The following is a 25,030-nucleotide window of genomic DNA, read 5'->3' as shown; positions in this document are numbered from 1 at the left end:
TACTTATGCATGGATTTTTGTTCCATTTCAGCATCATAGTAAAGCACTTTTTCTGATTTAAACCCCATAGGAGGAGGCTCACCTAACTAACGGCCCGTTTTGCCAATTCAATCATATTATCACGTACACGTTCAGCAATGGTTTCACGCTCTAATTGTGCGAATACAGAGGCTATATATACCATAAGCCTTACCCATAGGAGTACTTGTGTCAAACTGTTCCTTTATGCTTATAAAAAATATATCATGCTGTTGTAGTAGTTCAAGAGTGGTAGAAAAGTCAGCAACATTTCTACTTACACGGTCAAGTCTATAACATACTAGAGCATCAAATTTCTCATTCTTTGCGTCTTTTATCATTTGTTGAAACTGAGGCCTGTCTACATTTCCACCACTAAAACCTTCATCTTCTATATAATAAACTCAATTTCTTCATCAAAATTTTTATTGCAGTATTCTTTACACATTTCAATCTGATTTTCTATAGATTCACCTTTACTAGTGAATTTTGATTTCCTGCTATATATTGCTGCTTTCATTAGTAAATACCCCCAATATTAGTATTTAATAAGTTAATTCTAGCAAACACTTGTTTGCATGTCAAAATAGATTACGTAATGAAAGTTATATATAAAGCCTTACCTTTTATATATAACAGTGTGTTTTGATAAGCATATAAAGTAATATAGAAAAATAATTAAAACGTTAATTGGAAGCCAATGAAATGTATGGAGTGCTTAGAAGTATTGCTTACAGGATAAGAAAAGAAGTTATAAATTACATATTAGAGTTAGGTGTGGTCAAAATGACTACGCCTAAAGTTATTTGAAGAATAAGCAGACATTTATTTTAGGTAAAAATTAGAACAATATAAAGATATATAAATACAATGATATTAAAAAACAAGTCATATGTTGACGAACGAAAGTTAAAGGATATTGATTCATATTGTAGAAATATTATCTAAAGAGTTGATGTAGGTAACATTATATATGAGTATAGAATTTGGTGAATAAAAGATAACCTTAAAATAGAAAAATTATTTTTATATACTGAATATTAATTTTTAAGAGGTGAGTAAAAGTGTTTCTGAAAATTGAACCAGGAAATGGAGCTGTAATAGGTGCTATAATAGCTGCAGGAATTTCTCTTATAAGTGCATTTATAAATATTTTTATTGTAATTAGCCAGTCTAAGAAGCAAAGGACTGCTGAAATTATAACAAGTAATAGAGTTGAATGGATGCAAAAACTTAAAGATTATATATCTGAATACTTAAGTAAAGTTAGATATTTTTATGATACGACTTTTCCTGAAAATCTTAATGAGTACTTTGGTGACTTGGGAAATATAACTGCAAAAATTGAATTACATTTAAATTTTAAAGGAAAACAAGATAAAAAAATTATAAATATAATTCAAGAATTAAATAAGTCTTTAGAAACATTTCTACAACTAAAAAAGTATAATATTTACAGTAATGATGAAAAAAAGAAATTTGAAGGACGCAAAAAACTTATTCAGTTCTATTTTTATAAGGATAAAGATTTGGAAATGACAAAGAAGACGTTAGTTAATGTATTAATAAAGAATAAAATTATTTTTAAGAGTGAAAAAGAATTTAAACAATATATTAAAGATATTGTTCAAAAAGAAGACTTTGGTAAATTGGGTTTTGATATATGTAATGAATTGGCTAGTTATATTAATAATGATATAAAAAAATGTGTTAAAAAAGTAAAGTATAGTTCACAATTAATAATGCTATTAACTCAAGTATATTTAAAGACTGAGTGGGAAAGAGTTAAGGTTGAATCAAAAAAAGGAGATGCAAGTAAATTTAATTTTGATGAAAAATATAATGAAATTAAGCAAACAGTAAAAGATAAAATTTCAGAGTTGGAAAAATTAGTAGAATGAATTGTAGGGTACTCTTGATGTCTCAAAATAAATATGAATGGAACCAATATATATATTATACATATTGGCAAGGAATTAAGAGTACGTAAAAGGAGATCATATTTAATGAAATTTTTGAAATAGTAAGGATATTACAAATAAGGCCTAGAGCAGTGGATTTGTTTTAAGTTTTATTTTTTTGTAAAAATTATCAGGAATATATAAATTATTGGAGAATATATGTTGATAAAGGGGGGTATTTATTATGAGTAATTATTTTGAAGATGATGTACCAGAAAAATTAGAAATAGGTAAAAGTTATACAGAAAAGGAATTATTGATTTTTGTTGTTGAAAATGAAGACTCAGTTATTCTTTGTGAAGATATTTCAATGTTTGATGAATGTTCAACTCGAAAACATACTGTTAAAAATATAATAAAGGCATATCCTCATTACTCTACAGGGAGGAATTATCAAATTGTATCTAAGCCAAAAACATATTATGTTATTTAAATCTGAAATATAGTCAGGGAAAATAAATAGCCACTGACTACGTTCGGAATTAGTGCTGACAACTACCAATACAATGTGTACAATTATCATAACCCTGTAGATGAGTTTGAGATAAAGTATCTGTATAGAATGTTCTTATATGTTCAGTCTTGATATTATTTATTTAACAATCATCTTGGTTAGTATCTAAATTATGAACTTCCATTGTATTACGATTGCCAATAAAATGGTTACCATTAAAAGGAGGAGAGACATGAATTTAATAGATGCTATAGTGAAATGGTCATTTATAATAATAATAGTCTATACTTGTTATGAGGCAATTTTTAAATGGTATAAGAATATGAATATATATGATATTATGAATTATTATCTAAAACATTATGAAAAATATGTTATGTGTATAAGTGCCTTAAAAGACATTGATATATCAATAAATAATGCGAATGAACTTATATCAGAAATTATAAAAATATATGGGGAGAGAAAAGAAAAAAAATTAATTATATTAGATAAACTACAAATTAAAAATATTATTAATAATTTAAATAATACTAAAGTTTCAATAATACCTTGGATATGCTCATTGATAACTATTGCTGTATCTATTGGAACAGCAATTTTAAATACAAGTACATTTAAAAGAATAGATGATAATACTAAGATTCAAACTTTGATTTATCTAGTTATAGTTATCATGGTTGGAATTACTGCAGAAATAATAGCAAATGATATTAAGGAAATACAGAGATTTAGCACCTAAATTCCAGTGAAAATTTTATTTTTACTGGAATTATATTTTTTTACACTTATTTAAAGGTCTGGTAAGCCCTTAAACCGGTAGATCGTAAAAATTGTTATACACTCCCCTACCCCTAAAAATCTTAATGCAAAGTTTCCAGTTTTTATTTTAAAATTACGTCTTTATGAATAGTGGATTATCCCAATCATCTTCTATAGTAAATCTTTCATCTTTTATATCTTCAATAATATCTATTTGGAGCATTTTTTTCTTCCTAAAACCTCTGATACACCTAAAAAAATATAACTGCATTAAATTAAATGCTAGTATCATAAACATTAAAACTGTCTCTACCCCTGTAGAACTGTGAAGAAAACAATGATCTAAATGCCATTCAGTTTTCAACTGATGAAATACATTATTTTCAATATCCCATCTTTTATGCATTATTTTCCATAAAGTTTCTACTGATATAAATTTATCTGTTGTTATGATCCATTCTTCTTTAATTTCTGCTTTATCTCCAGTATGAATTTCTTCTATAAATTTTATGAATCTTACTTCTATACTTGAATCAGACATTTGAAAATTATCATCATCCCACGCTTTAATCTTTCTATAGGTATTTACATTTTCCTTTACAGTCCAATCTTTATCTGCCTCCCGGCATTTAAATAGGGCTAATGCATCTTTTACAATGTGCAGCCTTTCATCTTTTACTCTTACCAATGCATCCATTCCTATAGAAAGAACTTCTTTTATCCAAGTAGATTTACAGTAAAGAGCATCAGCCACTATGATGTCAGCGAAATGATGATACTTCTTATATAACTTCTTAATTAGTCGTTTACTACCCGTAATTTCACCTTCATCTTTACTTGAACTATCTTTTTTAGGTTCAAGCATCTCTTGACCTAAAATAATATGTGGGTCTGATCCTACTGTTGCACACACTACAGATCTATGAAAATAATGGGTAGTTCCATCTCTATTCTCTCGAGAAAGGCATTTATTGCAACATTTTTTAGTACTTTCAAATAACTCTACACCATCTATGGCAGCTACTTTTAAACCATCAATAGTACCATTTCGAAATACTTTGTTTTTTATAGTTGTTTTTATTATGCTGATATGAATGTTTTTCAAGCCATCCATATCAAAGTTACTTAAACACCGCCTGACTGCGTCAATGTGCAGCATTTTAGTATTTTTAGGTAACACTTTTTTAAATTTATTCTTTTCAATCCAATGTTCTAATCTATTGAAACTTCTTATTTGAAGCATGAATCCAAATAACACTACGAAAACTATTGTTGAAACTTTTACTGGAGATTTTACTCTTTTATCTTTTAAACTATTGATTTTTTCACCTATATCATATACTTTATTAATATAAGTAAGTAATTGTTTTAAATAACTTTTACTCATTTTATCAGCATCCTTTTATTTTTAGTTTTCAGCAAAACCATTATAAAAAGGATGCTTTTATTATGCAAATTTTTTCCGTATAATTTCCAGTAAAAATCGGAATCTATTACTTCTACTGTAAATATTCATAAGACTTTATAATCCAAAGGACTACCGTCCTAAAAATTTTTTAAGTGCTAAACTTCTGAAGGAAATAAGTGAATCTAGAAGATTAAGTTTTTATCAATTGTGCCTAGAAATAATTGATGATGTGGAAAATAGTAAATTTAATGATGAAAAATTAGAAATAATAAGTTTTTTCTGAGAATGATAATTTTGATAGTGAGTATTATTATACTTATCTTTATTTTGAAAGGAGTTGAGCCTAAAATTATGAATTCCTTATTAGGAGCTATTGTTGGTGCACTAGTTGGTGGCGGTGTTACTTATTTATCTCAAAAATATTTTAGAATAATTGATGATGAAAAAAAAGAAAAACATTATGCTTCAGTGTTATATTATGATCTGGTAAGTATTGAAGACTATATAAATAATGAAAGGGGATCTGTGGATATAAGATATTTTGAAGATTGGCAACATATAGTTGCTAATTGTAATTTCTTAGAGTCATCAGATGTACAAGTCATTTACAGATTGTATGATCTTGTTTATAATTTTGACTTTGAATTTAAAGAGCGTAAACGTAACAGTGATGTTAGAAAAGAAAACATAGATGCATATAAAGAGTTAAAACATCTCTTAAACAATAAGCTCTTAGAAAATAGTGATACTGAAAAATTTTATGATTATAAAAATATGAAATCCAAATTACATAAAAAAAGTATATAAGAGGTTATTCACAAATTGATTTATAACCTCCTGGTATATATAGTTAATCTAAAATATGGAATTTTATGCCTAACACACCGAGTTGTTTTTCATCTGCAGACGAATAGATAGAAGATAACTCCTGTAAAAAGACATTTTTATCTTTTTTACTGATCCCCAAGTCTTTAATGTCAATTTGAGATAATAAACATTTAAAAGAAGAAAATTTAGTTATTTTATCTACAGATACTTTAATAGATTCACTGTGATTGGACATTTTAAAAAATATGATAATATCATTTATTGATAAAGATTTTCTTTTTGTATCGTTTAGTCTAACTTCGATTATTTTGCGATTTAATCTAATAAGATCAAAATATTTTTCTTGTAATCTCATGGTATGAACCATATGTATTCCTCCAATATATAATTAATAAATGATTATAGCATAAAAGGAACATATGTTCAAAAACAAATTTTACTAACTGTTTAAAGACTCTAATTTCTTAGATAACAGAAAGATTGAGGGGCCTTGAAGTCCGGTAATATGCTTGATGGATCTATAGGATGATCATATATCCATAAGTCATCTATTTTTAATGCGTATGCTACAGAATTATTTTTGAAGTATTCCTTGTAGTATTTGTATGTTATGCCAGCTTTTTTATTAGTTTTTGACCAAACTTTATCTACATCACCTGATACAATTTTATTTACTTTAAATTCACCTATAAAGACACCTGCAGGTTTTGTAGAATATATTATAACGGATTCAATATTTTGTTTAAAAACTTTTTTTCGAAATTCATACTTTTTTTCGCATGATAGAATTTTATTTACAAATTCAGGTTTAATGGATAATATAGCCTTCATTTACTTCACCTATTTCAATTATTTTTTTTAGCTGATTAGAATTTAATTTAAAGAATCCCCAATATGAGGATGAATCTAATCCTACATTTTCAATTAAATCTTTGTTAATTATACGTCTTTTTAATGCAACATTATATGTCATTTTTATTATATAATAACCGTGCTTTGAATAGAATATTTTTTCTAACCTATCATCAGGAAAAACGCTATAATTTTTACAATACTTTTTAAAGTCCATAAAGTTATTAAATGTTTTAGTAGATTTAACATCTTCAACAGTACATATACTAGTAGCAACAGAGCGAAATTTTGCAAGTCCTGGTTTATCTGAAGTTCTATAGATTAATAGTAAGTCGTTTTTCCTTAAAGAGGCCACCTGTCGCATTTTACAAATATATATTTTTTCTATGCTATTTGTATGAGATACATCTTTAACTATGTCAAAAGGTTCGTTATTTAGCTTAGAATCTGGAAATAAATTAGTATGGTATTTTGGATAAATGCCTAATAAATATATATTGTTAGTATTTGGATTTATTCTAGGATAATCTAAAAGTGTATCATTATTTATTGATTCTAGGTCTTTTACTAAGACAAATTCTATTCCATTTGAAGTTGTTTTTTTACCATATTTATAAAAACCATATTTTTCTAAAAGCTTAATAAGTTCGGGATGACTTTCAAAAACAGTTACATAAATTGTATTAGCTTTAACATCTATTGCATAATCAATACTTTTTTTAATAAATCTTTCTCCTAATCTAGTTCCATGTGGGTTAATTTTTAATGTACCGATTTTGATTGCTGATTGAACATTTAAGATAGGATCAACATCTTTTATAGGTCCTTTTTCTATCTTTAGATATAAAAATCCTTCAATTTTGTTATTGATTTTTTGAATATATGCTTTTTGATTTTGCAATGTTTTTCTATGGAACCAATCTATAAATTCCTTATAATCATTTTTTAATGAATCAAAAAATGGATCATTTAAATTTATACTTGCAAAGTATTCGTAAGAAAAACTTTCTGACATAATATAGCCCTCCTTCATAGTGTAATATTGTTAATATTTATTAGATCTATGCTAACTAAGTTTTACATAAATTTTCTAATTCCTTCAAAATTATAAAAAAATGCTATGAGTACGAGTAAAATGATTATGTAGAAAAATAAGTAAATATGTGGTAAAATATTATTTAAAAGGAAGGATAAAAGTTGGAATACTTAAAGAGTGAGAAAATTAAAAAATTATATATATCTAAAAGTAAAAATTACAAAAAACTAGGATTTAACCTTGTACAAGCCTTAAAGATATTACTAGATGAGGCAGGTATTAGTTATCTTACAGTATGTTATAGAATTAAAGATACTAACTCATTTATTGAAAAAATTGAAAGAAAAAATTATTTAAAACCTTTTGAACAAATTGAAGATATTTGTGGAATTAGAGTTATTTGTTATTATAAAAGCGATATAGATAAAATATGTCAAATAATAAACAAAGAATTTAAAGTCTTAGAATCTCAAGATAAAGAAGAATTATTAAAGCCAGATCAGTTTGGATATAGGTCATATCATTTTATAGTTAAAATAAAAGATGAGTGGTTGTGTACTCCTAATTATAAGGGACTAGGTGATTCAAAAGCAGAAATACAAGTAAGAACTAACTTAATGCATACATGGGCTGAAATAGAGCATAAATTAGAGTATAAAAAAGAAGAAGATATTCCTAAAGAATTTAAAAGGAAGTTCTCATTTTTAAGCGCAAAGCTTGAAGAAGCCGATGAACAATTTGAGTCTTTAAAGGATGATATTACAGATTATAGAAATAAATATAAGGAGAAAATATTAGATGCTGAAAAAAATAATATTGATCTATCTGAGTCAAGTGATGAAGTAAATCTTGATAACTTGCAAGCATTTTTAGATTGTTATTTTAGCGATAGAAAAGGAAATGTTAGAGGTGTAAGTGTAACAGTTTCTGAGCTTAACAGATATAAAATCAATATTGCGATGTTAACTAAGTTTTACAATAAATACAAAGATACGATATTTCAAATAGAAAGAAATCTATTTACGTCTGGTAGAAGAATTATATTTCTTACCCAGGTAGGAGCATTAAGAATACTATTAATGTTAGCTGATAATGAATATTTTAAGGATACTAAGTATTTTTTATATTATAAAAATGAAATTAGTAAATATAAAAAATGATAAAATAGGTAAATAATATTTTGTTAAAAAATTAGGGGTGATAGGTGTAGAAGATAAATTAAGAGTATTTAAATTGGAACAATTAAAAAGTATGGATACACCATGTTTCAATGCCTTTGTTTGCATATTAGAGAATAAATATAAGTTGATTTTATATATTATAAAAAAGATACATATTTTATGAACTTAAACAGTGAGGATGATATAGATGAGCAAAAAACAAATTTATAAGTACAAAGATTATGTTGATATAGAAGGAATTTTAATAAGTAAAGAGCAAGGTTATAGATATTCATTATTTATACCATTTAAAGAAGCTAGAAACAATAAATATGTTATTGTAATAATGAAAAACCCTAGTGAAGCAAATAAAACTATATCAGATAAATCTATTAATAATGTGCTTAATTTTTGTTATAATAAATATGACGGAGTTTATATTGCTAATTTATACCCATACTGCACATCTAATCCTAATAATTTGAAATATTTTATAGAACTAGAATCATATGGTGAAAAAATGAAAAAAAATCTTCAAGTTTTAGATACATTATTGAAAAAGACAGATGAAGTAATTGTTGCTTGGGGAACTAGCAGTAAAGGGAAAAAGTGTGAACAAAGTTATAAAAGTATTACAAAGATTCTTTCAGATAAGTTAAGTGAAACTAAAAAGAAAGTTTATGCTATGCGATTTATATCAAGTAAAAATCCTTGGCATCCACGAAATTGGGAAGAGGGTTTTAACTTAGAACTTTATGAGTTGAAAAAAATAGTACGTTAATTACAATTTCGGTTGAGAGTAAATAATAAAAATGGATCTATAACCAATATAGCTCCATTTATGATACATGGCCATTATATAACTCATCTACCACAATTCTATTCTTATACATATACTGCGTGTCCAAGCCCTATGATATAATATATTTTAGACATAATTTGTAATTCATTCTGTTATTTATATAAAGACAATGGATTAAAGAAAAATTCACAGTTGTAATTTATTGTATAAGAAACTAAAAAGGAGGTTACTTCTTATGGATTCAGATATAACTCCATTTGTAATAGGAGCTTTAGGCGGCATTTTAATGATAATTTTAGGTTATATAAGCAATAAAGAGGATGAAAAAGAAAATAAAAATTGATACGTATTTTCTTATATTGTTTACTAACTAAGGCCACATCAAGATATTAATTCCAGCATGTGATCTATTTTTATACATATAAACGTTCATTTTAACATTGATTAAAATTTATAAAGAATTTTAGCCAAACCAAATTCATTAAATATAAAGAAACGTCCTAAAAACATAGCACAAATAAATATAAAAGGTTCTATTTCCAAATAACTTGTCTTTATATCTTTCTTTTGCACTCTATTAAGCATCTTATATAAACAATAACCTACTATTGCTCCCAAAGTATTCAGTATGAAATCATCAATATCCGTACATCGAGTATTGAAAAGCTGACTTAATTCTATTAATATAGAAAAAGAACTTCCAATAATTAGGGACTTCCATTTGTTCCAACTTGTCCAAATTAGTGGAATTAAAAATCCAAGAGGAATAAACAATATGATATTTAAAACATACTCTACTATATCTATATTTCCAGAAAAGGGTATTAAATTAATTTCATTTGGGTTTATTTTCAATCCATACATTTTAATATTATATAATGTTCCAGCACCCGTAAAATGTAGAACTCCAAAAATATAAACTGCAAAAATAAAATTCCAAATTAAATTTCTTTTTTTATTTCTCATTTTATCTTTTTTAAATACTGCATATAGAATCACATATGTGATAAAAAACGGAATTAAAACAGAAAGCATTTCATATCCAATCAAACCCCAATTACGTATATCACTCATTATAGCTCTCCTATTAATATCTCGTGTAGCATATGCTAAACATATTGATTTTTATAGCTTTACACATAGACTACATATAAACAATGTACTTTATATTTTTTCATATAATTTACCTCTGAGAATTTCTAATTGTTCTTTTAACTTCTTGTTTTCTTCTTGTAATTCATTAATCTTTTTACCTTTAGCCATTATAATAATGTCTTTTGATTTATCAGTTTTATCATATTTAAGTTTTTGTTTTATAACTTTTTCTGTTTGTTTATCTCTAAGTTCCTCAATTCTTTGCTTAATTTCAGCATTATTATAAAGAAAAGTTTTAGATACACCACTTAGATTGCAAACACTATTGAAATTAATTTTTTCACCTTTCAAGGAAAGCTCTCGAATAGATTTGTCTACTTTTTCTAAAGTAGCTTCTGTTTTGTGTTTTGCATATTCTTTTAATCCTTTTGTACTTCCCATTCTAAGCTTCCTCCCTTGATTTACCGTTTTTATGAACGATTTTCTGTTCCTTAACTCTTAATAAAGTATCTTTTAACAGTTTTAAATATGTTTTATTTTTCTCAGCCCATAATTCTCTACCACATCTTTCACTAACCTCTATCTGCTTCTTAACATGGTCTATTTCTTCTTCATATTCTGGTATATTTTCAACAGTGGTGCAGAAACTTGCACAGGTTAAACAATGATTCATTTGTTGCTTACAAGGTAATTTAGAAGGTTTAAAGCATACACCAAAAGGTACTCTAACTGCATCCAGATTCTTCTTAACATACTCATATCTTATTAGGTTTTCTCCATCATCAGAGTTTAAATCTACTTGTTCAAGTTTGTTGGTTTCAGTATTAACTCTAAATAAGTCTAAGTCCTCAGTATTCTTCCATTTCTCGTAGAGTATATTTTCTGTTACAGTAGCATAATGAACTGTCATTTGGAGACTCTGATGACCTAAAATTTGTTGTATGATACTAATCCCCATACCTTGTTCTACATATTCCTTAGCTCTTGTATGCCTTAAAGAATGAAGTCTAAAATAATATAACTCACCATTAACATCCCTAATATCCTTTTGCTCAATAAGCCTTTTTATAGCGTTTAGTAAAGATGTCTTATTTAATGGCTTTCCTTTTAATTTACCTTCATAGGTATTAAACAAATATTTCTTAGGATTATTTTCTTCTGTACTAAGTTCTTTAGATTTATTAATAGATTTTTGAACCATTTCAGCAACCTTATCCCTAATTGGAATTTTAAGTTGTGCTATACCTGTTTTAGTTATTTCACCACAAAGATAATAATTGTATTTGTCTTCTTTACTATTCCAAATCTGTTCTAAACAATTATCATATCTAAGATTTAGTATATCCGTACCTCGCCACCCAGTTTCTCTAAGAAGAATATAGATAGGTATATACTGTGGTCTATCTAATTCCATAATATTGTTATCTAATTGCTTTAATATAGGCTCTGGAATAAATTTAACTCTTCTCATTTCGTCTCGTACAAATTCTCTTCTCGGAATATCATCTTGAAATATTAAAAATGACACTTCTTTTTTAGGTGCTTTATCATATTGAGCTATTTGAATATATTCTAAAAATGTTCTTATAAAACTTACATACTTTGAATTTTCTGTTCTATTTTTACCTTTTCTGTCATTGCCTATATAGTATAAATACTTTTCTATGTCATTTCTATTTAAATTTTCAATAAACCCATCACTATAACTATTAGAATAAAAATAGTTAAAAAAGTAATTTAAATATTTTAAAGTATTATTACATGATGACCAATTCTTTTTAGTTATAATAGTTTTAAAATACCTTTTAACTTCATCACGATAGTATTGTGGTATAGCTGTGAAGTTAATAGATAGATACGTTCCATGGCTTGCTCCACTTGCAGGAATTTTAGCACCTTTAATATTCTTTGAATACCATATATCTTTTTCGGTTTCTTCTCTATTATCGTAAAAATCTTTAACAAAGTCTAAAACACAATCAAAAAAGTTATAGTATCTTGTATTAGACTTTCCACCATTTATACCGTTAGTTCTTAAAAAAACTTTCCACTTTATCTTAGACTTCTCTAAGTCAAATTCTAAAAAGGACTTGTATTTATCCGTAAATAATGCTAACTTTTGAATACTCGGATTTAAAGGTGCTATTGTAGATTTCTTTATATATTTATTTTTTAAGTTATATACAATATAAAACTTAACTTCGTTCTTTAATTGCTCATAGTTAACGTTACTAAAGTCTAAATACTTAAAAATATAGCTATGCTTTTTTCCTATAAAAAATTCTTTAGTTAAATCCCATTTATCATTATCTAACCAATAACTATTATCTTGTTTCAAATATTTAATTATTTCTTCATACTTATTTAATTGGCCAGTTCTAATTTTTTGTAAATTGTTATTCATTGATCTTCTCCCCCATTATATATATCCAAATCTAAATTAGGTTTAGTCTTTTCAAATGCTTTCGTTATATCTTCTTTTGAGGGATGAATATATGTATTTAAAGTAGTATAAATATTCTTATGGCCAGCCCTAATTCTAAGCAGCTCTGGTTGCCATCCTGCCATTCTGAGTGTAGTTAATGAACTATGTCTAAACATATGTGGTGTAACATATATTCTTGTTTTCTTTTTAAGGGTTCTAAACAAGTTATCTATATTTACATAGTCCATAGCTTTGTTTTTGTTTTTTCCACTAATTTTTATAAAGATATGATTGGTTTCAACTTCTTCAGTATGATATTCAGCTATATATTCCATAAACATATCGGCCAAATTCTGAGATATATCTATTCTACGAGGACTTGAAACTGTCTTAATCTCTGCATTATTTTCAAGTTGGCCACGATCTTTGAGATCAATTACCATATCACTTATATCAATATCTTCAATCCATAATGATAAGGCTTCGCCTATTCGTAATCCTGTCTCATATAAGAGTGATAATAAAAATTTATCTCTAAAGTTATTGCAAGCATTTATAAGTATAGTTATTTCTTCTTTAGTTAAAGTTTTAGGTTTAGATTTTGGAACTTTAAGTTTTAATATATTACTTGTAACTTTCTTTTGTTTATAGTCTATGCCAAATAAAAATCCTTTGAAGTTTCTACTTGGAGTAGAAACAAATTTTTTAAGTCTATCTGAAATATTATTGCTATACTCTTCATACCTTAAAACATAGTCATAAAACATCAAAACAGTATTTACTACAATATTTATGGTTCTTGGACTCCTTGCTGAATCAACCTTATTAGTTGGTATTACTTTTAAACTCTTATAAGGATTTTGCAACCAATTCACAAACAACGCCAAATCATCTATAGTAACAGCTTGAAAATCCAATTTTCTTTGCTCTAAATATTCAAAGTATAATTTTAAATGCTGGCAATACATCCTTAACGTATTTCTTGCATAATTAGTATTATCCTTAAACCTTATAAATTTCAATATTGACTCTATAGGTAATCCATTATCATCTGCAACAAAGTATCTCTCTTTATTATCTTCTGTCTTTACCTTCACTACTTCCATACTGTTATATATCCTCCTATGATTTACTTATTTCAATCATAGTTTCTACTATACTCACTTTAATTATTCTAACTATTTTTATAGTAATTTAAGTTATATTCTTATATAAAAGTAGTACATGAAATACTATAAACACTATTTGTTCTGATAGGTAAAACTTTGATGTTATCTCCACCTTTTCCCCCAGTTAACACCGTACTTGAGACTTTCGAACTCATACGGCGCCCCAACAATTTATTACTTTCTAATTAAAAATAACTGAATTTCCTACTAACTTTCTTAAAGAATTGACACGATTTAACCCTTTTTCATCAAGGGACAATAAACCTAGATATTTGTTTATAGTATCTTGTTTAGTACTATGAATAAGCTTGTGGGCTTCTCCACATATCCAAACAAGATTTTTATATTCATTTGTTCCACCATCACATTTTTGTTTTTTATGATGACATTCCATGTTATCTATTTCCAAGTCTAACCCTGTAATATAACATTTACCCTGTTGTCCAGCAATCAAAGATATTCTATTATCGTCAAATTCAGCAGTTTTATTTCCATTTGTTGTTCTTAGTAGGTGGTTAATTAAGTGTTTATAGCCTCTAAGATTTTTATGGATTTTTTCTCTGCCAAGTTTTGTATAATTACAGATATCTTGACTAAAACTCATAGGTGGTTTTGTTTTACAACCATAGATTGGAAATATCGTAACATCATGAATCGTTCTGATTTTTCCATTGTAGTTTCCATATAACCGTTCATAGGTTTTCGAAAACTTAGGTTTATCTGATATATAACTCCTTAAACGTATTTCCAAGGTTTTTATAACTAAGAAATTTATTTCTCTAAAGTCTAATGATACATTTGTAGCACTATTATAATAATTGTGACTTCCTAATATCATTGAATTCAATTTATTTACTTCTATACCATTGCAATGCTTTTGGATTTTCTTAATTTGCTTCTTTAGCTTGTCAACAGTATTCTTTTTAGCTTTATCACACATTCTACTTTGACATACATATTTACCTCTCTTGGGTTTTAGTGTTAGTTTAAATCCTAAGAACTCTGTGTAATTCTTTCTTAAGTTGGTTATCTTAGATTTATCAGGACTTATATCTAAATCCAATCTCTCTTTTAACCATATTTTTGTAGCATTATAGATTTTCTGTGCAGTTTTATAGTCTCTACAAAAAATTTTAAAATCATCTGCATATCTTACTAAGAATATTTCCTTGAGATTTGTTTTCTTTAATGCTTTATCTTTGTTATTTTGTGTGTAACTATGTTTTGTTTCAAAAGTTTCCCATTGTGAACTAATCCACCAATCCAGTTCATTAAGAACTATATTTGATAACAATGGACTAATTATGCCACCTTGTGGTGTACCCTTTGTTGGTATTCCTATTCCTTGTATTTCTGATTTTAGTATTTTTCCAATTATGCTAAGCAAGTTTTTATCTTGAATTCCTAAATTCCACATTTGTTTTTTTAATTTACTATGATTGACGTTATCGAAGAAACCTTTGATGTCTATATCTACTACGTAGTGTAGTTTATTTATATTCATTAGATACATGCTTCTTGCTATTGCATGGCTTGTTGACCGATTAGGTCTAAAACCATAACTATGTTTATGGAATTTGGCTTCACATATAGGCTCTAACACTTGTTTAATACATTGTTGGATAATTCTATCTTCGATACATGGTATTCCTAGTGGTCTAGTTTTACCATTTGGTTTAGGAATTTCCACACGTCTTATACTTTTTGGTATATAGTCTGCTAGTTTATTTCGGATACGTGTAACAAATTTGTCTGTTTTCATATCCTTGAAGTAGCTTATATCAAGATTGTCAGTTCCAAATGTTGTTGAACCTTTGTTTTTCTTGATATTTCTATATGCCAGTAAGATATTATTCTTAGAGGTTATATACTGCATTAGGTCTGTAAACTTTTTATTGTTACAAGATTGATTATACAGATTGTCAAATGTGCCTTGAATTGTGTAATATTCATTATTTCTTAGTAACTGTCTTTTCTCTAATTTTAAGCTTTCCTCCAAGTCTGTTTTCTCCTTTAACGGATTTAACATCTCTTAGTCTTACTCGAACCTTGGTTTTATTCAGTATTTAATTTTCATATAACAAATTGTCTAGTGGCTATTACTAATCTATCATTACGATAGTTATCTTTGCTTCATGCCACCACCATCACTTAGATTAAGATAAGTTATAGATATACTCTTTTCCTTACCACTACTTCATAGGTAGTAAAACCTCCATATTCTAAGCTTTCCTTGTTCCGTTATTATTATCTTTACATATATCCTTAGGTTGTTGGTATAAGCCTGTAAGTTTGATAATGCCTATAACACTATATGGATTTTCATAGTAACTAATTTTACTCATCCACACTTACCACACATATGTGTTATATCCATTTCTAGATATTTGTAGTTTAGACCTGTACATTCCCAACTTTGTCAGTTGCTAAGCAACATCCTAACCATAGATATTTTATAGACACCCGTCCTATCACCACTCGACTACCTCTAGTTCGCATTTCGTGTAGGGATTATTTCATCTACTTACAGTGGCTCTCAGTCGTCTTCACCGAGCTTTCAACCTCTTAATATTTACTTATTAAGACGCTAATCGGAGTATTAGTGGAAACCCTTCAAGGCGTTACTCTATCATTTGATTTCTCGTAATAACAGTTCTAATTTCTGAATTTAATCAGCTAATTAGTCTAAGCTTTTTACTTAGAAACAAGTCGCACAATTATCTACACTATATTTCTTTTCTCATACACATCAAACATGTATGCCATAACATAAGTAGCTTGTACCATATAAGTACATTACATGTCCAAATCCTATATGTAATACTATTTTGTTTTATTGTTACTCAAAGCTATTCCTAAAGCAGCACCAATTGATATTCCTAAAGCAAGATTATGGAATGATGTCCCAAATACAATTCCTAAACTTATTCCAACAGCTAAATAATTATAACTTTTTTTATTTTCTCCTTCATTCTGTTCCATAAAAAAATTCCTTTCTCAATAAATCAATTGCCCTATTTATTAAATTTATACTCAACTAATTTTTCGGTAACTCCAAAATATGATGCAATTTGACCTTTACACATATTTTCTAAAGAATATTTGTCAATGTCTTTTTCGTCAATTAAAAGTTCAGCTGCAAACTTGTTTGCTTCATTTTCAATTCTCCCCCTGGGAAATAACGTATATTCTCTTATAAAGCAAGTGAATCTATGGTAGTGAAGCAGAGCATGTCCTAATTCATGTGTCAATACAATAACTTTTTCAATTTCTTTCAATTTAGAGCTTATTACTATATATTTATTTGTTATTAGACTAATGTAAAACCCCTTAGTATTTTCCCCTATATCTTCATACCTTAAATCTATTCCTAAATATTTAATTATTCTTTCAGGATCTCTTGTGTTATATCTTTGGATAAGGTGTTTTACTCTCGCATGAATGTTTATCATAAAAAAACACCTCTATCATTTTTTTTCTTCCAAATTTTTCTTTGTTTTTAGCTTTTGCATCCCAGTATAGCTTATTTATTACTGTAACTAATTTTTCTTTATCTTCTTCACCAACTTCGTCATCCATCATAAAAGCTTCAGCGTGTTTTATCACCTCATTATGCTGTTCTATATCTTTTTTGGTGACTTTATATTTATCTGAGTATTCTTGTGGAATATTAATTTTAGGTTCTTTGGTATCAGTAAGTCCCATTAAATAATCAAGAGAAATACCAAAATATTCAGCTATTTTTTTCTTAACAGTATCACTAGGAACTCTTTTATCTGATTCATATTGAGATAATGTAGTGTTGCCTATATTAAGTATCTTAGCTAATTCTAATTGACTTATTGATTTTTCTTCACGCAGATTTCGTATTCTAGTACCTAATGTATAGTTTTTCATTTTGTTAACTTCCTTTCACAATTAGTGAACTTAAGTTTATTATACCAAATTGATTTTTATAAAATATACTTTTTCACAATTGGAACGGAAAATAAATCAAATATGGAGGGATGGAGATTGTATAAAGTATTAGCAAAGACTAAAGATATGACCGAATTAGAATGGTTAAAAAGCAGACAGCAGGGTATTGGCGGATCTGATGCTGGAGCAATTCTTGGAGTAAATAAATAGAGAACACCATTTCAGGTATATATGGATAAAACTCAAGAAATAAATGAACCTAGTGAGTAGAGTGAAGCTGCTTACTGGGGAACTGAACTTGAGGATCTTGTTGCAAGAGAATTTTCAAAGAGAACAGGTAAAAAGGTCAGAAGGAGAAACGCCATACTTCAAAGTATTAAATATCCTTTTATGACAGCTAATTTAGATAGAGAGATAGTGGGGGAAAAGGCATTACTTGAATGTAAAACAGTAAATACTTTTGGAGCTAAAGAGTGGGACTCCGAAGAGATACCGGCAAGTTACTTAGTACAAGTCATGCACTATCTAGCAGTAACAGGATATGAAAAAGCATTTATAGCTGTTTTAATAGGCGGGCAAAAGTTCCTTTATAAAGAAGTAGATAGGGATGAGGAGCTTATAGAAATGATTGTAAGTGCGGAAAAGGATTTTTGGGAAAACTGCATAGTTAAGAAAGTATCGCCTCCACTAGACGGATCTAATGCAGCAGAAAAATATGTAAAGGAAAGATATAAAGATTCTGATTCTGGAATTAGTGTAAATCTAAAATCTGAATATAAGGATAAAATTAAGAATTATTTTGAACTTAAAAACACGATTAAGGAGCTGGAGGCACAGGCATAATGGCTAATCCAGCATTTACAACACTTATGGACAGTTTAAACGCACAGATACAGGCTTTAAACAAAACTGGTTTTAAACTTTATGATGAAGATAATCGTGAGTGTTTTATAAATAAAGTTAAATATGATGGTGATGATGATAAATTAATTTGTGAATTTGAGGAGGAGAACTAATGGCCACAAATAAAAGCTTAAAAATGAATTAACTAAGAAAGAAAAAGAGAAACCACCTAAGGATCCGTTTAAAGCATTACTTTATTCTCCAGGTATAAAGAAAAGATTTGAAGATATGCTTGATAAACAGGCAAATGGATTTATAACTAGCTTACTTAATTTAAAGCAGGATAAATTAAAGGGCTGTAATGATATGACAGTATTAGGAAGTGCCTTAAAGGCTGCTTCCTTAAAACTACCAATAGACCCGAACCTTGGTTTTGCATGGATAATACCGTTTAAAAATCATGGAAAGTTAGAAGCACAATTTCAGGTTGGATACAGAGGATTTATACAGATGGCGCAGAGGTCAGCACAGTATAAAAAACTTAATGTAACAGAGATATATGAAGGACAGCTTAAGAGTTTTAACCCACTTACAGAGGAATTGGAGCTTGACCTGGACAATAAGCAATCTGATGCAGTAGTAGGATATGCGGCATATTTTAGGCGCTTAAATGGATTTGAAAAGATGGTTTACTGGAGTAAAGAAAAAGTAACAGCACATGCTAGAAGGTTTAGTAAAAGTTTTGGTAATGGACCATGGAAGACAGATTTTGATGCAATGGCTAGAAAAACGGTGCTTAAAAATATGCTTTCAACTTGGGGAATTCTCAGTATTGATATGCAGGAAGCAATTACAAGTGACAGTAAAATAATTAAGACTACCGAGGATGATTATGAATTGCTTGAAGAAGGCACAGAAGATGAGAGTAACGCAAATGTTACTGATGTTGAGTACACAGAATCAGATGAAAGTGGAAAAGAAGAGGATGGTAAAGATCCATATGAAGGTACTCCATTTTCAGAAAACAATACAGAGTCATAAGGAGTTATTGAACTATGGGAGAAGGTGATTACATTGGCTAGACCTCAAAAAGAAGGATTAGAATATTTTCCTTTAGATGTAGATATGGATCAAGATGATAAAGTTGCACTTATAGAAGCACAACATGGATTAGTTGGTTTTGGTGTAGTAATTAAGCTATTAATGAAAATTTATAAACACGGTTATTTCTATGAGTGGACAGAAAAACAGCAATTATTGTTTTCAAAGAGGGTTAATGCAGACATTAACTCAATTAATGTAATCATTAATGATTGTGTTAAGTGGGAATTGTTTGATAAAAATGCCTTTGAAACTTACAACGTACTTACCTCCAAGGGAATTCAGAAGCGTTATATGGAGGCAGTAGGTAGAAGACAAAAGGTAAAAATATACAAAGAATACCTGCTTTTAGATGATGAAACCATTAATGTATACAAAAACTTAGTTATTGTTGACATTAACTCTAATAATGAGGTAGTTAATGCAAACATTAATCCCCAAAGTAAAGTAAAGGAAAGTAAAGTAAAGAAAAGTAAAGAAGAGAGAGAAGAAAAAAAGGTTTCTGATGGCAGAAACTCTCTCTCTGAAAAATCACTAGAACTTTGTAAATATTACCAAACATTGAAACCAGGTGAAAGTATAAGCAAAGATGTTGGAGCTCTAAATGTTTTTATAAAAACTTATGGGTATGACTGGTGCAGGGACGCACTGCAGATTACCGTTATGAATAAAAATGCCTTTATAAAAGGCTATATGAGCAAGATACTTGAAAACTGGGCTAAGAATGGGAGAAGTGAACCCAAAGGGAATAGTTATCACAAAAAGGAGAGCACCTTTAACTTTAAAGGTCGCGGTTACAGCAGTCAGGAAATAAAGGACATTGAGAAAAAACTTCTAGGTTGGGAGGATGGTTAAAACGTGAAACTTAAGGATTTTATAAGGGGTGAGAGTAATGCCAATGTTGCTAGAAAGAAAAGCAAGAAATGATTTTGTGAAAGCTAACTGGGGTATCATGAGGCAGAAAGACATTGCGGCTAAATTAGGCTGCAGTCCAACGCTTGTAAACATGATTGGATCTGAAATGGATTTAGTAAAATCCCGTAAATCTTCAGCAGAGGTAAGAAGTCAATATTGTCCTATTGAAGCTGTTAAGAAAGTGGCCAAGTTATTCAAAATAGGCCAAAAGATAAAGCTAAAAGTAAGGTACGTGTATGGAACGTATACAAATGTGAACTGTAATAAATACAGAACAGTGAAAGGTACTGTTGCATATAAAACAGAGTGGCTTGTGGTAGTACAAAGTAAGAATCATAGAGAGAGTTTTAAATATATTGATTTCTGTATAGGAGATGTACAAGTTTTGGAGGTATAGAAGGTGAGTGTATGAATAAATCAGTAATTATAAAAAATGCAAAACCTATAAAGTTTGGAAATCAGATAGGAATGATGATAGATGAATTGGACACAGGATCAGTACGAAGCATATCTGAAAAAGAGGGGACAGAAGCTAGAAAAGCCAAAGGTAAAGGTTCAGAAATACAAAAATAAGGGCGTGTGGTATGACGGATTGTACTTTAGAAGTCAGTTAGAAATGAAAAGGTACTGCCAGTTGGAGATCCTGTTTTATTCTGGAGAAATAGCTGGATTTATAACTCAGCCGAGGTTTGTTCTTCAGGAAGGCAGCAGTGAGGAAAAGGCAATAACATATAGTGCGGATTTTTTAGTATTGCACAATGATGGAAGTTATGAAATTGAGGATACTAAAGGGTATGAATCCGAGCAGTGGAAAAGGACGTACAAGCAGTTTAAGCTGAGATATCCAAGTATTGATTTAAAGGTGTTAAAATATGTGTGAGTTAATACGTAAAATGAAATTTAGGTGAATTAATCAATAAATCTAAATATATAAATGTTCTTTGAAAATTGAATAATGCAGTAAATTTATAGAATAATACTATTTTACGTTTATTAAAAAAGTATGTAATATTTGACATATAAGCATAGCATAATTATCATAAAGTTAAAACATAGTTTATTATGAATTAAAGTTTTTTTATGGGAGGGTATATCAAATGAAAAAAATAGAAAAACAATCAAGTAAATTAATTTTAATTATAATAACATTTGTATTTGTTATTATGGGTAGTAAAGTATATGCATTACAAATTACAGATAACAGAGTAGTAGATAAAAACAAAGATTGGATTGTAAAGTTCTCAGATAATATCTGTTTAGATGATTTAACTAAAAATGCAATAGCAATAAAAGACATAAGTGGTAATTCATTAAATTTAAACATTAGCTTGTGTGACGATGGCAAAAGTATTTTAATTGCTCATCCATATGATGGATATACACCTGGAGCTTATACCTTATATTTAGGAACCAATATACATTCATTAAGCGATAAAAAATTAAAAAAACAACAAGTTTTACATTTTGGAGTGCCAAGTTTACCTATTGAGGAGAGTAATGTTGACAAAGTAATATTATATGGGAAAAGTGGAGAAGAGGATATACCTAAAGATGAGCAAGTAAAGATTATAGAATTATTAAATAGTATAAAAGTATATGATTATTTTGATTATGCAGCTGCTTTCCATTCATGGCCATCACCTATGTCTGCAATAGAGGTATATACAAAAAATAATAATAATATTGAAATTACGAATGGAGGATCTAAGGATGGTATTTGTATAAACTATGAATACTATGCTAAGCAACCAGAATTAAAACAAATATTAAACGAACGTTGCAAGTAAACTGGGTTTTATAATTTAAAATTCACACCCTCTATTTTGCTTTTTATAATTATTAAGAAATGTAATATTCTATAGAACACTGTATTATTCAAATTTGAATTTTATAGTGCTTTTTTTATTCGTAAACCAAACAAATTATGACCTCTAGGAGTGGAAATATGATAATAACTGAATTTTACAGGCAAAAATTAGTACAGTTAAATAGAGATATTCAAGATGCTGAACTAGAAAGAGATTTTAAGAAAGTAGCCAAGTTGCAGGCTAAGAAAGCTGACATTGGAAAGAGAATCAAAGAAGAATAAAAGCCGGGGGGATAATTCCCTGGCAAAAAAATAATTAAAGAGGAACTAATATTGAAGTATCTAATATTATAGACATAAATGGATTATTTATACATGAGATTTAAGGAGTGATGCTGTGAAAGTGTTAATGGAATTTGCATGTTTATATATTGCATCCATGGGCGTATTTGTAGGAATAATAGCTGTGGGTGTACATGTATTTAAAACTAGGAATAGAGAATAAAGGTTTTGAGGAGGAAACGCAGTGTTAGACAAAGAAACATTTAAAAATGCAGAAGGAAAGTTGTATGGATATTTTAGAGATTTGAATGAAATAAGTATTCTCGAAATCGAGTGTAAGGATCTTGAGGATGAACTTGAATATGTTGAAAGAAAGATCTGCGGAAACAGGAAAAGAATAAGGCAATTAAAGAGAAATACAGCTCGACTGAAAAAAGTGCTGACGATCCCTCCGATGTCAAAAGAAATGATGGACTTTACTACTTATAAATACAAGTTAAATAAAAGTGTTGATTGGATATCCAATAAAATGTACGGAGGAGTTAGAAGTACTGCTTATAGGAGGTGTGGAGAGATTTTGGAGGATGTAGTTAAATGGACGGATGTACATGCGATAGCTGAGTAAAAGCTGTCGTTTTTTATTTATAATTTAAAATAGCCTGAATACGTATAATACGTATGATACAATGTAATTGTTAGGAGGGAAAAATAATGACAAGTAAGGAAATTATTAAACTTGCAGAAGATAAAAGCTGGGAAATAAAAAAACAGCGTGGTTCACATATTAAATTAATACATAAAGATCTTCCTAAACAAGTAATCATACCTTATCATGGAACTAAAGAAGTACCAAAAGGAACTTTGAATTCAATACTTAAACAGCTAGGACTTAAATAGTTCTAGCAACTAAGTTTAATATATAAAATAAATAATATAGAAAGCAGAGATAAAAAATAAATAAATTAAATTGAAAGGAAGATAAGTATGTATAAAGATATTTATATATTTCCTGCGGTAATAACTACTTTAGGGGAAAATGATTATAATGTTAAATTTCCAGACTTTGATGAGATAGTAACTTATGGAGAAACATTAGAAGATTCCTATAATATGGCTGAAGATGCATTGAAACTATGCTTATTTGATTTATATCAAGACAAAAAAGATATACCAGAAGCACAAAAAATAAATAAAATAAAATTAGAAAAGGATCAAGTAGCTATACTTGTGAAAGTTGAGTTAAAAAAGGTTATAAGAGAATATGACAATAAGGCTGTTAAGAAAACTCTAACAATACCTTCATGGCTTAATACGGAAGCTGAAAAGGCACACTTGAATTTTTCTCATGTTCTTCAGGAAGGACTTAAGAAGCAGTTAAATATTAGTGAATAGATTTATTTTTAATAAGAAAAATAAATAAAAAATAGTGGCACAAAAGTAAGACAAATTTGAAACAAAATTAATGTAAAAGTGTTACATACTATATATAGTCGATAAATAAAATTTAATATATTGTATAAACGAAGATAAGCACTGGCTAAAGTTGGTGCTTATCTTAATATTATTTACAAAATATTAAAAAAATAGACAATTAGTTTATTTATAGGACATTAAATTGTAACAAATATTTTGTATAATTATAATATCATAAAAAAAGTAAAAAGCTATCTGTGTCTGCGGTTGCAAGGCACATTAAACTTAAATGCAACTACCACAAAAAACATATAGATTAGATTCCCTTTATTATACTGTGAAATAGGTATCCGTCATTTAGGGTGCCTATTTTACGTTATAAAAAGATGGATATGTTTAATTATCACATCCATCTTTTAAGTTATCCATTAATATTAAGTTTTTGTTTAAGTGCAGTTTGGATTGCTTCACGATATAGTGGCATATAAACGTCAACTAATAGTGGTGAGTTCGTGGCAAAGTCAAAATGGGATACTGTAAAAGATAAATTAGTATTAGTTGAAGGTTGGGCCAGAGATGGACTCACCGATGAACAAATTGCAAAGAATTTAGGAATAAGTAAAGTTACTTTTTATAAATATTGTAAAGAAGTATTTTAAATGGACAAATGTGAAAGCGGCTCAAAAGGTTAAGAAAATTGTAGTCTCCGTTTGTTTGCATAAATATATAATTATCTGCCTCAATAATAAGTTGTTTATGGTATTATTTATATTATAGGTAA

General features: G+C 28.3%; 30 protein-coding genes and 3 pseudogenes. 19 read left to right on the top strand and 14 right to left on the bottom strand.

What is annotated here, in order from left to right:
* Positions 1 to 2: 2 nt before the first annotated feature.
* A pseudogene (locus tag B5S50_RS05320) lies at positions 3 to 538 on the bottom strand (recombinase family protein); the annotation flags it as partial.
* 544 nt (positions 539 to 1,082) lie between these two features.
* Here B5S50_RS05320 and B5S50_RS05315 point away from each other — a divergent pair.
* The 3 genes from B5S50_RS05315 (at position 1,083) to B5S50_RS05305 (ending at position 3,175) form a co-directional block, all read left to right on the top strand.
* Positions 1,083 to 1,919, top strand: coding sequence for a hypothetical protein (locus B5S50_RS05315; protein ID WP_217303292.1), 837 nt, complete (start codon positions 1,083 to 1,085; stop codon positions 1,917 to 1,919).
* 244 nt (positions 1,920 to 2,163) lie between these two features.
* Positions 2,164 to 2,412 (top strand): hypothetical protein, encoded by a 249-nt coding sequence (locus tag B5S50_RS05310; RefSeq protein WP_065076689.1) that lies wholly within the window; start codon positions 2,164 to 2,166, stop codon positions 2,410 to 2,412.
* Between the two features lie 253 nt (positions 2,413 to 2,665).
* Positions 2,666 to 3,175: a hypothetical protein gene (locus tag B5S50_RS05305; RefSeq protein ID WP_217303291.1), complete on the top strand. Its 510-nt coding sequence runs from the start codon at positions 2,666 to 2,668 to the stop codon at positions 3,173 to 3,175.
* 153 nt (positions 3,176 to 3,328) lie between these two features.
* Here B5S50_RS05305 and B5S50_RS21505 read toward each other — a convergent pair whose 3' ends face one another.
* On the bottom strand, positions 3,329 to 4,582 hold the full coding sequence (locus tag B5S50_RS21505) for a transposase (protein ID WP_254306610.1): 1,254 nt from the start codon (positions 4,580 to 4,582) through the stop codon (positions 3,329 to 3,331).
* Positions 4,583 to 4,954: 372 nt separating this feature from the next.
* Between B5S50_RS21505 and B5S50_RS05295 the strand changes: the two genes are divergently transcribed.
* The gene (locus tag B5S50_RS05295) at positions 4,955 to 5,410 is read left to right on the top strand and encodes a hypothetical protein (RefSeq protein ID WP_217303290.1); all 456 of its coding nucleotides are present in this window, start codon (positions 4,955 to 4,957) and stop codon (positions 5,408 to 5,410) included.
* A gap of 43 nt (positions 5,411 to 5,453) precedes the next feature.
* Here the strand turns inward: B5S50_RS05295 and B5S50_RS05290 are convergent, their stop codons facing one another.
* From B5S50_RS05290 to B5S50_RS05280, 3 genes are all read right to left on the bottom strand, one after another.
* Complete coding sequence (locus B5S50_RS05290) at positions 5,454 to 5,798, bottom strand: ASCH domain-containing protein (protein WP_065076687.1); 345 nt, start codon at positions 5,796 to 5,798, stop codon at positions 5,454 to 5,456.
* Between the two features lie 89 nt (positions 5,799 to 5,887).
* On the bottom strand, positions 5,888 to 6,262 hold the full coding sequence (locus tag B5S50_RS05285; RefSeq protein ID WP_217303289.1) for an ASCH domain-containing protein: 375 nt from the start codon (positions 6,260 to 6,262) through the stop codon (positions 5,888 to 5,890).
* Positions 6,240 to 7,298 carry an N-acetyltransferase gene (locus B5S50_RS05280; protein WP_122059958.1) on the bottom strand — a complete coding sequence of 353 codons (1,059 nt, stop codon included), beginning with the start codon at positions 7,296 to 7,298 and terminating at the stop codon, positions 6,240 to 6,242. Before B5S50_RS05280 ends, B5S50_RS05285 begins: the two co-directional genes overlap by 23 nt.
* Positions 7,299 to 7,480: 182 nt before the next feature.
* Here B5S50_RS05280 and B5S50_RS05275 point away from each other — a divergent pair, with 182 nt between their 5' ends.
* Both B5S50_RS05275 and B5S50_RS05270 read left to right on the top strand, forming a co-directional pair.
* Positions 7,481 to 8,479, top strand: coding sequence for a GTP pyrophosphokinase family protein (locus B5S50_RS05275; protein ID WP_217303288.1), 999 nt, complete (start codon positions 7,481 to 7,483; stop codon positions 8,477 to 8,479).
* Positions 8,480 to 8,687: 208 nt separating this feature from the next.
* Positions 8,688 to 9,260: a DUF1643 domain-containing protein gene (locus B5S50_RS05270; protein WP_065076683.1), complete on the top strand. Its 573-nt coding sequence runs from the start codon at positions 8,688 to 8,690 to the stop codon at positions 9,258 to 9,260.
* 465 nt (positions 9,261 to 9,725) lie between these two features.
* Here B5S50_RS05270 and B5S50_RS05265 read toward each other — a convergent pair whose 3' ends face one another.
* The 9 genes from B5S50_RS05265 to B5S50_RS05230 form a co-directional block, all read right to left on the bottom strand.
* Positions 9,726 to 10,355, bottom strand: coding sequence for a VanZ family protein (locus tag B5S50_RS05265; RefSeq protein ID WP_217303287.1), 630 nt, complete (start codon positions 10,353 to 10,355; stop codon positions 9,726 to 9,728).
* 90 nt (positions 10,356 to 10,445) lie between these two features.
* Positions 10,446 to 10,817 carry a DUF6262 family protein gene (locus tag B5S50_RS05260; protein ID WP_065078866.1) on the bottom strand — a complete coding sequence of 124 codons (372 nt, stop codon included), beginning with the start codon at positions 10,815 to 10,817 and terminating at the stop codon, positions 10,446 to 10,448.
* Position 10,818: 1 nt separating this feature from the next.
* Positions 10,819 to 12,780 (bottom strand): tyrosine-type recombinase/integrase, encoded by a 1,962-nt coding sequence (locus tag B5S50_RS05255; protein ID WP_122057631.1) that lies wholly within the window; start codon positions 12,778 to 12,780, stop codon positions 10,819 to 10,821.
* Positions 12,777 to 13,907, bottom strand: a complete 1,131-nt coding sequence (locus B5S50_RS05250) for a tyrosine-type recombinase/integrase (RefSeq protein ID WP_065078868.1) — start codon at positions 13,905 to 13,907, stop codon at positions 12,777 to 12,779. Before B5S50_RS05250 ends, B5S50_RS05255 begins: the two co-directional genes overlap by 4 nt.
* A gap of 244 nt (positions 13,908 to 14,151) precedes the next feature.
* Entirely contained in the window at positions 14,152 to 15,969 is a 1,818-nt protein-coding gene (gene ltrA, locus B5S50_RS05245) for a group II intron reverse transcriptase/maturase (protein WP_254306596.1), read from the bottom strand.
* A 223-nt stretch (positions 15,970 to 16,192) separates the two neighbouring features.
* A complete protein-coding gene (locus B5S50_RS21785; RefSeq protein WP_302180668.1) occupies positions 16,193 to 16,315 on the bottom strand; it encodes a hypothetical protein in 123 nt (40 codons plus the stop codon).
* A 478-nt stretch (positions 16,316 to 16,793) separates the two neighbouring features.
* A complete protein-coding gene (locus B5S50_RS05240) occupies positions 16,794 to 16,952 on the bottom strand; it encodes a hypothetical protein (RefSeq protein WP_167351545.1) in 159 nt (52 codons plus the stop codon).
* A 32-nt stretch (positions 16,953 to 16,984) separates the two neighbouring features.
* Positions 16,985 to 17,422 (bottom strand): ImmA/IrrE family metallo-endopeptidase, encoded by a 438-nt coding sequence (locus B5S50_RS05235; RefSeq protein ID WP_217303286.1) that lies wholly within the window; start codon positions 17,420 to 17,422, stop codon positions 16,985 to 16,987.
* Positions 17,376 to 17,867 carry a helix-turn-helix domain-containing protein gene (locus B5S50_RS05230; protein WP_217303285.1) on the bottom strand — a complete coding sequence of 164 codons (492 nt, stop codon included), beginning with the start codon at positions 17,865 to 17,867 and terminating at the stop codon, positions 17,376 to 17,378. Before B5S50_RS05230 ends, B5S50_RS05235 begins: the two co-directional genes overlap by 47 nt.
* A gap of 354 nt (positions 17,868 to 18,221) precedes the next feature.
* Here B5S50_RS05230 and B5S50_RS05225 point away from each other — a divergent pair.
* From B5S50_RS05225 to B5S50_RS05170, 13 genes and pseudogenes are all read left to right on the top strand, one after another.
* Positions 18,222 to 18,731 (top strand): annotated as a pseudogene (locus B5S50_RS05225) (YqaJ viral recombinase family protein); the annotation flags it as partial.
* Entirely contained in the window at positions 18,731 to 18,904 is a 174-nt protein-coding gene (locus B5S50_RS05220) for a hypothetical protein (protein WP_217303284.1), read from the top strand. The pseudogene B5S50_RS05225 and the gene B5S50_RS05220, both read left to right, overlap by 1 nt.
* A 76-nt stretch (positions 18,905 to 18,980) precedes the next feature.
* A pseudogene (locus tag B5S50_RS05215) lies at positions 18,981 to 19,772 on the top strand (recombinase RecT); the annotation flags it as partial.
* Between the two features lie 33 nt (positions 19,773 to 19,805).
* The gene (locus B5S50_RS05210) at positions 19,806 to 20,687 is read left to right on the top strand and encodes a DUF4373 domain-containing protein (protein ID WP_217303283.1); all 882 of its coding nucleotides are present in this window, start codon (positions 19,806 to 19,808) and stop codon (positions 20,685 to 20,687) included.
* 37 nt (positions 20,688 to 20,724) lie between these two features.
* The gene (locus B5S50_RS05205) at positions 20,725 to 21,144 is read left to right on the top strand and encodes a hypothetical protein (protein ID WP_217303282.1); all 420 of its coding nucleotides are present in this window, start codon (positions 20,725 to 20,727) and stop codon (positions 21,142 to 21,144) included.
* An 11-nt stretch (positions 21,145 to 21,155) separates the two neighbouring features.
* Complete coding sequence (locus tag B5S50_RS21500; protein WP_242872164.1) at positions 21,156 to 21,320, top strand: hypothetical protein; 165 nt, start codon at positions 21,156 to 21,158, stop codon at positions 21,318 to 21,320.
* 19 nt (positions 21,321 to 21,339) lie between these two features.
* The gene (locus B5S50_RS05200; RefSeq protein WP_254306714.1) at positions 21,340 to 21,627 is read left to right on the top strand and encodes a DUF1064 domain-containing protein; all 288 of its coding nucleotides are present in this window, start codon (positions 21,340 to 21,342) and stop codon (positions 21,625 to 21,627) included.
* 217 nt (positions 21,628 to 21,844) lie between these two features.
* The gene (locus B5S50_RS05195) at positions 21,845 to 22,534 is read left to right on the top strand and encodes a hypothetical protein (protein WP_217303280.1); all 690 of its coding nucleotides are present in this window, start codon (positions 21,845 to 21,847) and stop codon (positions 22,532 to 22,534) included.
* Between the two features lie 158 nt (positions 22,535 to 22,692).
* The gene (locus tag B5S50_RS05190; protein WP_217303279.1) at positions 22,693 to 22,836 is read left to right on the top strand and encodes a hypothetical protein; all 144 of its coding nucleotides are present in this window, start codon (positions 22,693 to 22,695) and stop codon (positions 22,834 to 22,836) included.
* A gap of 244 nt (positions 22,837 to 23,080) precedes the next feature.
* Positions 23,081 to 23,461: a transcriptional regulator gene (locus tag B5S50_RS05185; protein WP_217303278.1), complete on the top strand. Its 381-nt coding sequence runs from the start codon at positions 23,081 to 23,083 to the stop codon at positions 23,459 to 23,461.
* An 86-nt stretch (positions 23,462 to 23,547) separates the two neighbouring features.
* On the top strand, positions 23,548 to 23,733 hold the full coding sequence (locus tag B5S50_RS05180) for a type II toxin-antitoxin system HicA family toxin (RefSeq protein WP_065077946.1): 186 nt from the start codon (positions 23,548 to 23,550) through the stop codon (positions 23,731 to 23,733).
* Between the two features lie 87 nt (positions 23,734 to 23,820).
* A complete protein-coding gene (locus B5S50_RS05175) occupies positions 23,821 to 24,228 on the top strand; it encodes a type II toxin-antitoxin system HicB family antitoxin (protein WP_083985608.1) in 408 nt (135 codons plus the stop codon).
* Positions 24,229 to 24,761: 533 nt separating this feature from the next.
* The gene (locus B5S50_RS05170) at positions 24,762 to 24,908 is read left to right on the top strand and encodes a hypothetical protein (protein ID WP_242872111.1); all 147 of its coding nucleotides are present in this window, start codon (positions 24,762 to 24,764) and stop codon (positions 24,906 to 24,908) included.
* Positions 24,909 to 25,030 lie beyond the last annotated feature (122 nt).

Origin of the sequence: Clostridium sp. 001 (genome assembly GCF_019056555.1) — a bacterium.
Lineage (GTDB): Bacteria > Bacillota > Clostridia > Clostridiales > Clostridiaceae > Clostridium_B > Clostridium_B ragsdalei.
Note: the sequence above shows the minus strand (reverse complement) of the source record. Positions and strands in the feature narration are given on the sequence as shown.

Coding starts and splice junctions, on each gene's coding strand:
- B5S50_RS05310 (WP_065076689.1), top strand. CDS start 2,164: ATGAGTAATTATTTTGAAGATGATGTACCAGAAAAATTAGAAATAGGT.
- B5S50_RS05305 (WP_217303291.1), top strand. CDS start 2,666: ATGAATTTAATAGATGCTATAGTGAAATGGTCATTTATAATAATAATA.
- B5S50_RS21505 (WP_254306610.1), bottom strand. CDS start 4,582: ATGAGTAAAAGTTATTTAAAACAATTACTTACTTATATTAATAAAGTA.
- B5S50_RS05295 (WP_217303290.1), top strand. CDS start 4,955: ATGAATTCCTTATTAGGAGCTATTGTTGGTGCACTAGTTGGTGGCGGT.
- B5S50_RS05290 (WP_065076687.1), bottom strand. CDS start 5,798: ATGGTTCATACCATGAGATTACAAGAAAAATATTTTGATCTTATTAGA.
- B5S50_RS05285 (WP_217303289.1), bottom strand. CDS start 6,262: ATGAAGGCTATATTATCCATTAAACCTGAATTTGTAAATAAAATTCTA.
- B5S50_RS05280 (WP_122059958.1), bottom strand. CDS start 7,298: ATGTCAGAAAGTTTTTCTTACGAATACTTTGCAAGTATAAATTTAAAT.
- B5S50_RS05270 (WP_065076683.1), top strand. CDS start 8,688: ATGAGCAAAAAACAAATTTATAAGTACAAAGATTATGTTGATATAGAA.
- B5S50_RS05265 (WP_217303287.1), bottom strand. CDS start 10,355: ATGAGTGATATACGTAATTGGGGTTTGATTGGATATGAAATGCTTTCT.
- B5S50_RS05260 (WP_065078866.1), bottom strand. CDS start 10,817: ATGGGAAGTACAAAAGGATTAAAAGAATATGCAAAACACAAAACAGAA.
- B5S50_RS05255 (WP_122057631.1), bottom strand. CDS start 12,780: ATGAATAACAATTTACAAAAAATTAGAACTGGCCAATTAAATAAGTAT.
- B5S50_RS05250 (WP_065078868.1), bottom strand. CDS start 13,907: ATGGAAGTAGTGAAGGTAAAGACAGAAGATAATAAAGAGAGATACTTT.
- B5S50_RS21785 (WP_302180668.1), bottom strand. CDS start 16,315: ATGAGTAAAATTAGTTACTATGAAAATCCATATAGTGTTATAGGCATT.
- B5S50_RS05240 (WP_167351545.1), bottom strand. CDS start 16,952: ATGGAACAGAATGAAGGAGAAAATAAAAAAAGTTATAATTATTTAGCT.
- B5S50_RS05235 (WP_217303286.1), bottom strand. CDS start 17,422: ATGATAAACATTCATGCGAGAGTAAAACACCTTATCCAAAGATATAAC.
- B5S50_RS05230 (WP_217303285.1), bottom strand. CDS start 17,867: ATGAAAAACTATACATTAGGTACTAGAATACGAAATCTGCGTGAAGAA.
- B5S50_RS05220 (WP_217303284.1), top strand. CDS start 18,731: ATGGCTAATCCAGCATTTACAACACTTATGGACAGTTTAAACGCACAG.
- B5S50_RS05205 (WP_217303282.1), top strand. CDS start 20,725: ATGCCAATGTTGCTAGAAAGAAAAGCAAGAAATGATTTTGTGAAAGCT.
- B5S50_RS21500 (WP_242872164.1), top strand. CDS start 21,156: ATGAATAAATCAGTAATTATAAAAAATGCAAAACCTATAAAGTTTGGA.
- B5S50_RS05195 (WP_217303280.1), top strand. CDS start 21,845: ATGAAAAAAATAGAAAAACAATCAAGTAAATTAATTTTAATTATAATA.
- B5S50_RS05190 (WP_217303279.1), top strand. CDS start 22,693: ATGATAATAACTGAATTTTACAGGCAAAAATTAGTACAGTTAAATAGA.
- B5S50_RS05180 (WP_065077946.1), top strand. CDS start 23,548: ATGACAAGTAAGGAAATTATTAAACTTGCAGAAGATAAAAGCTGGGAA.
- B5S50_RS05175 (WP_083985608.1), top strand. CDS start 23,821: ATGTATAAAGATATTTATATATTTCCTGCGGTAATAACTACTTTAGGG.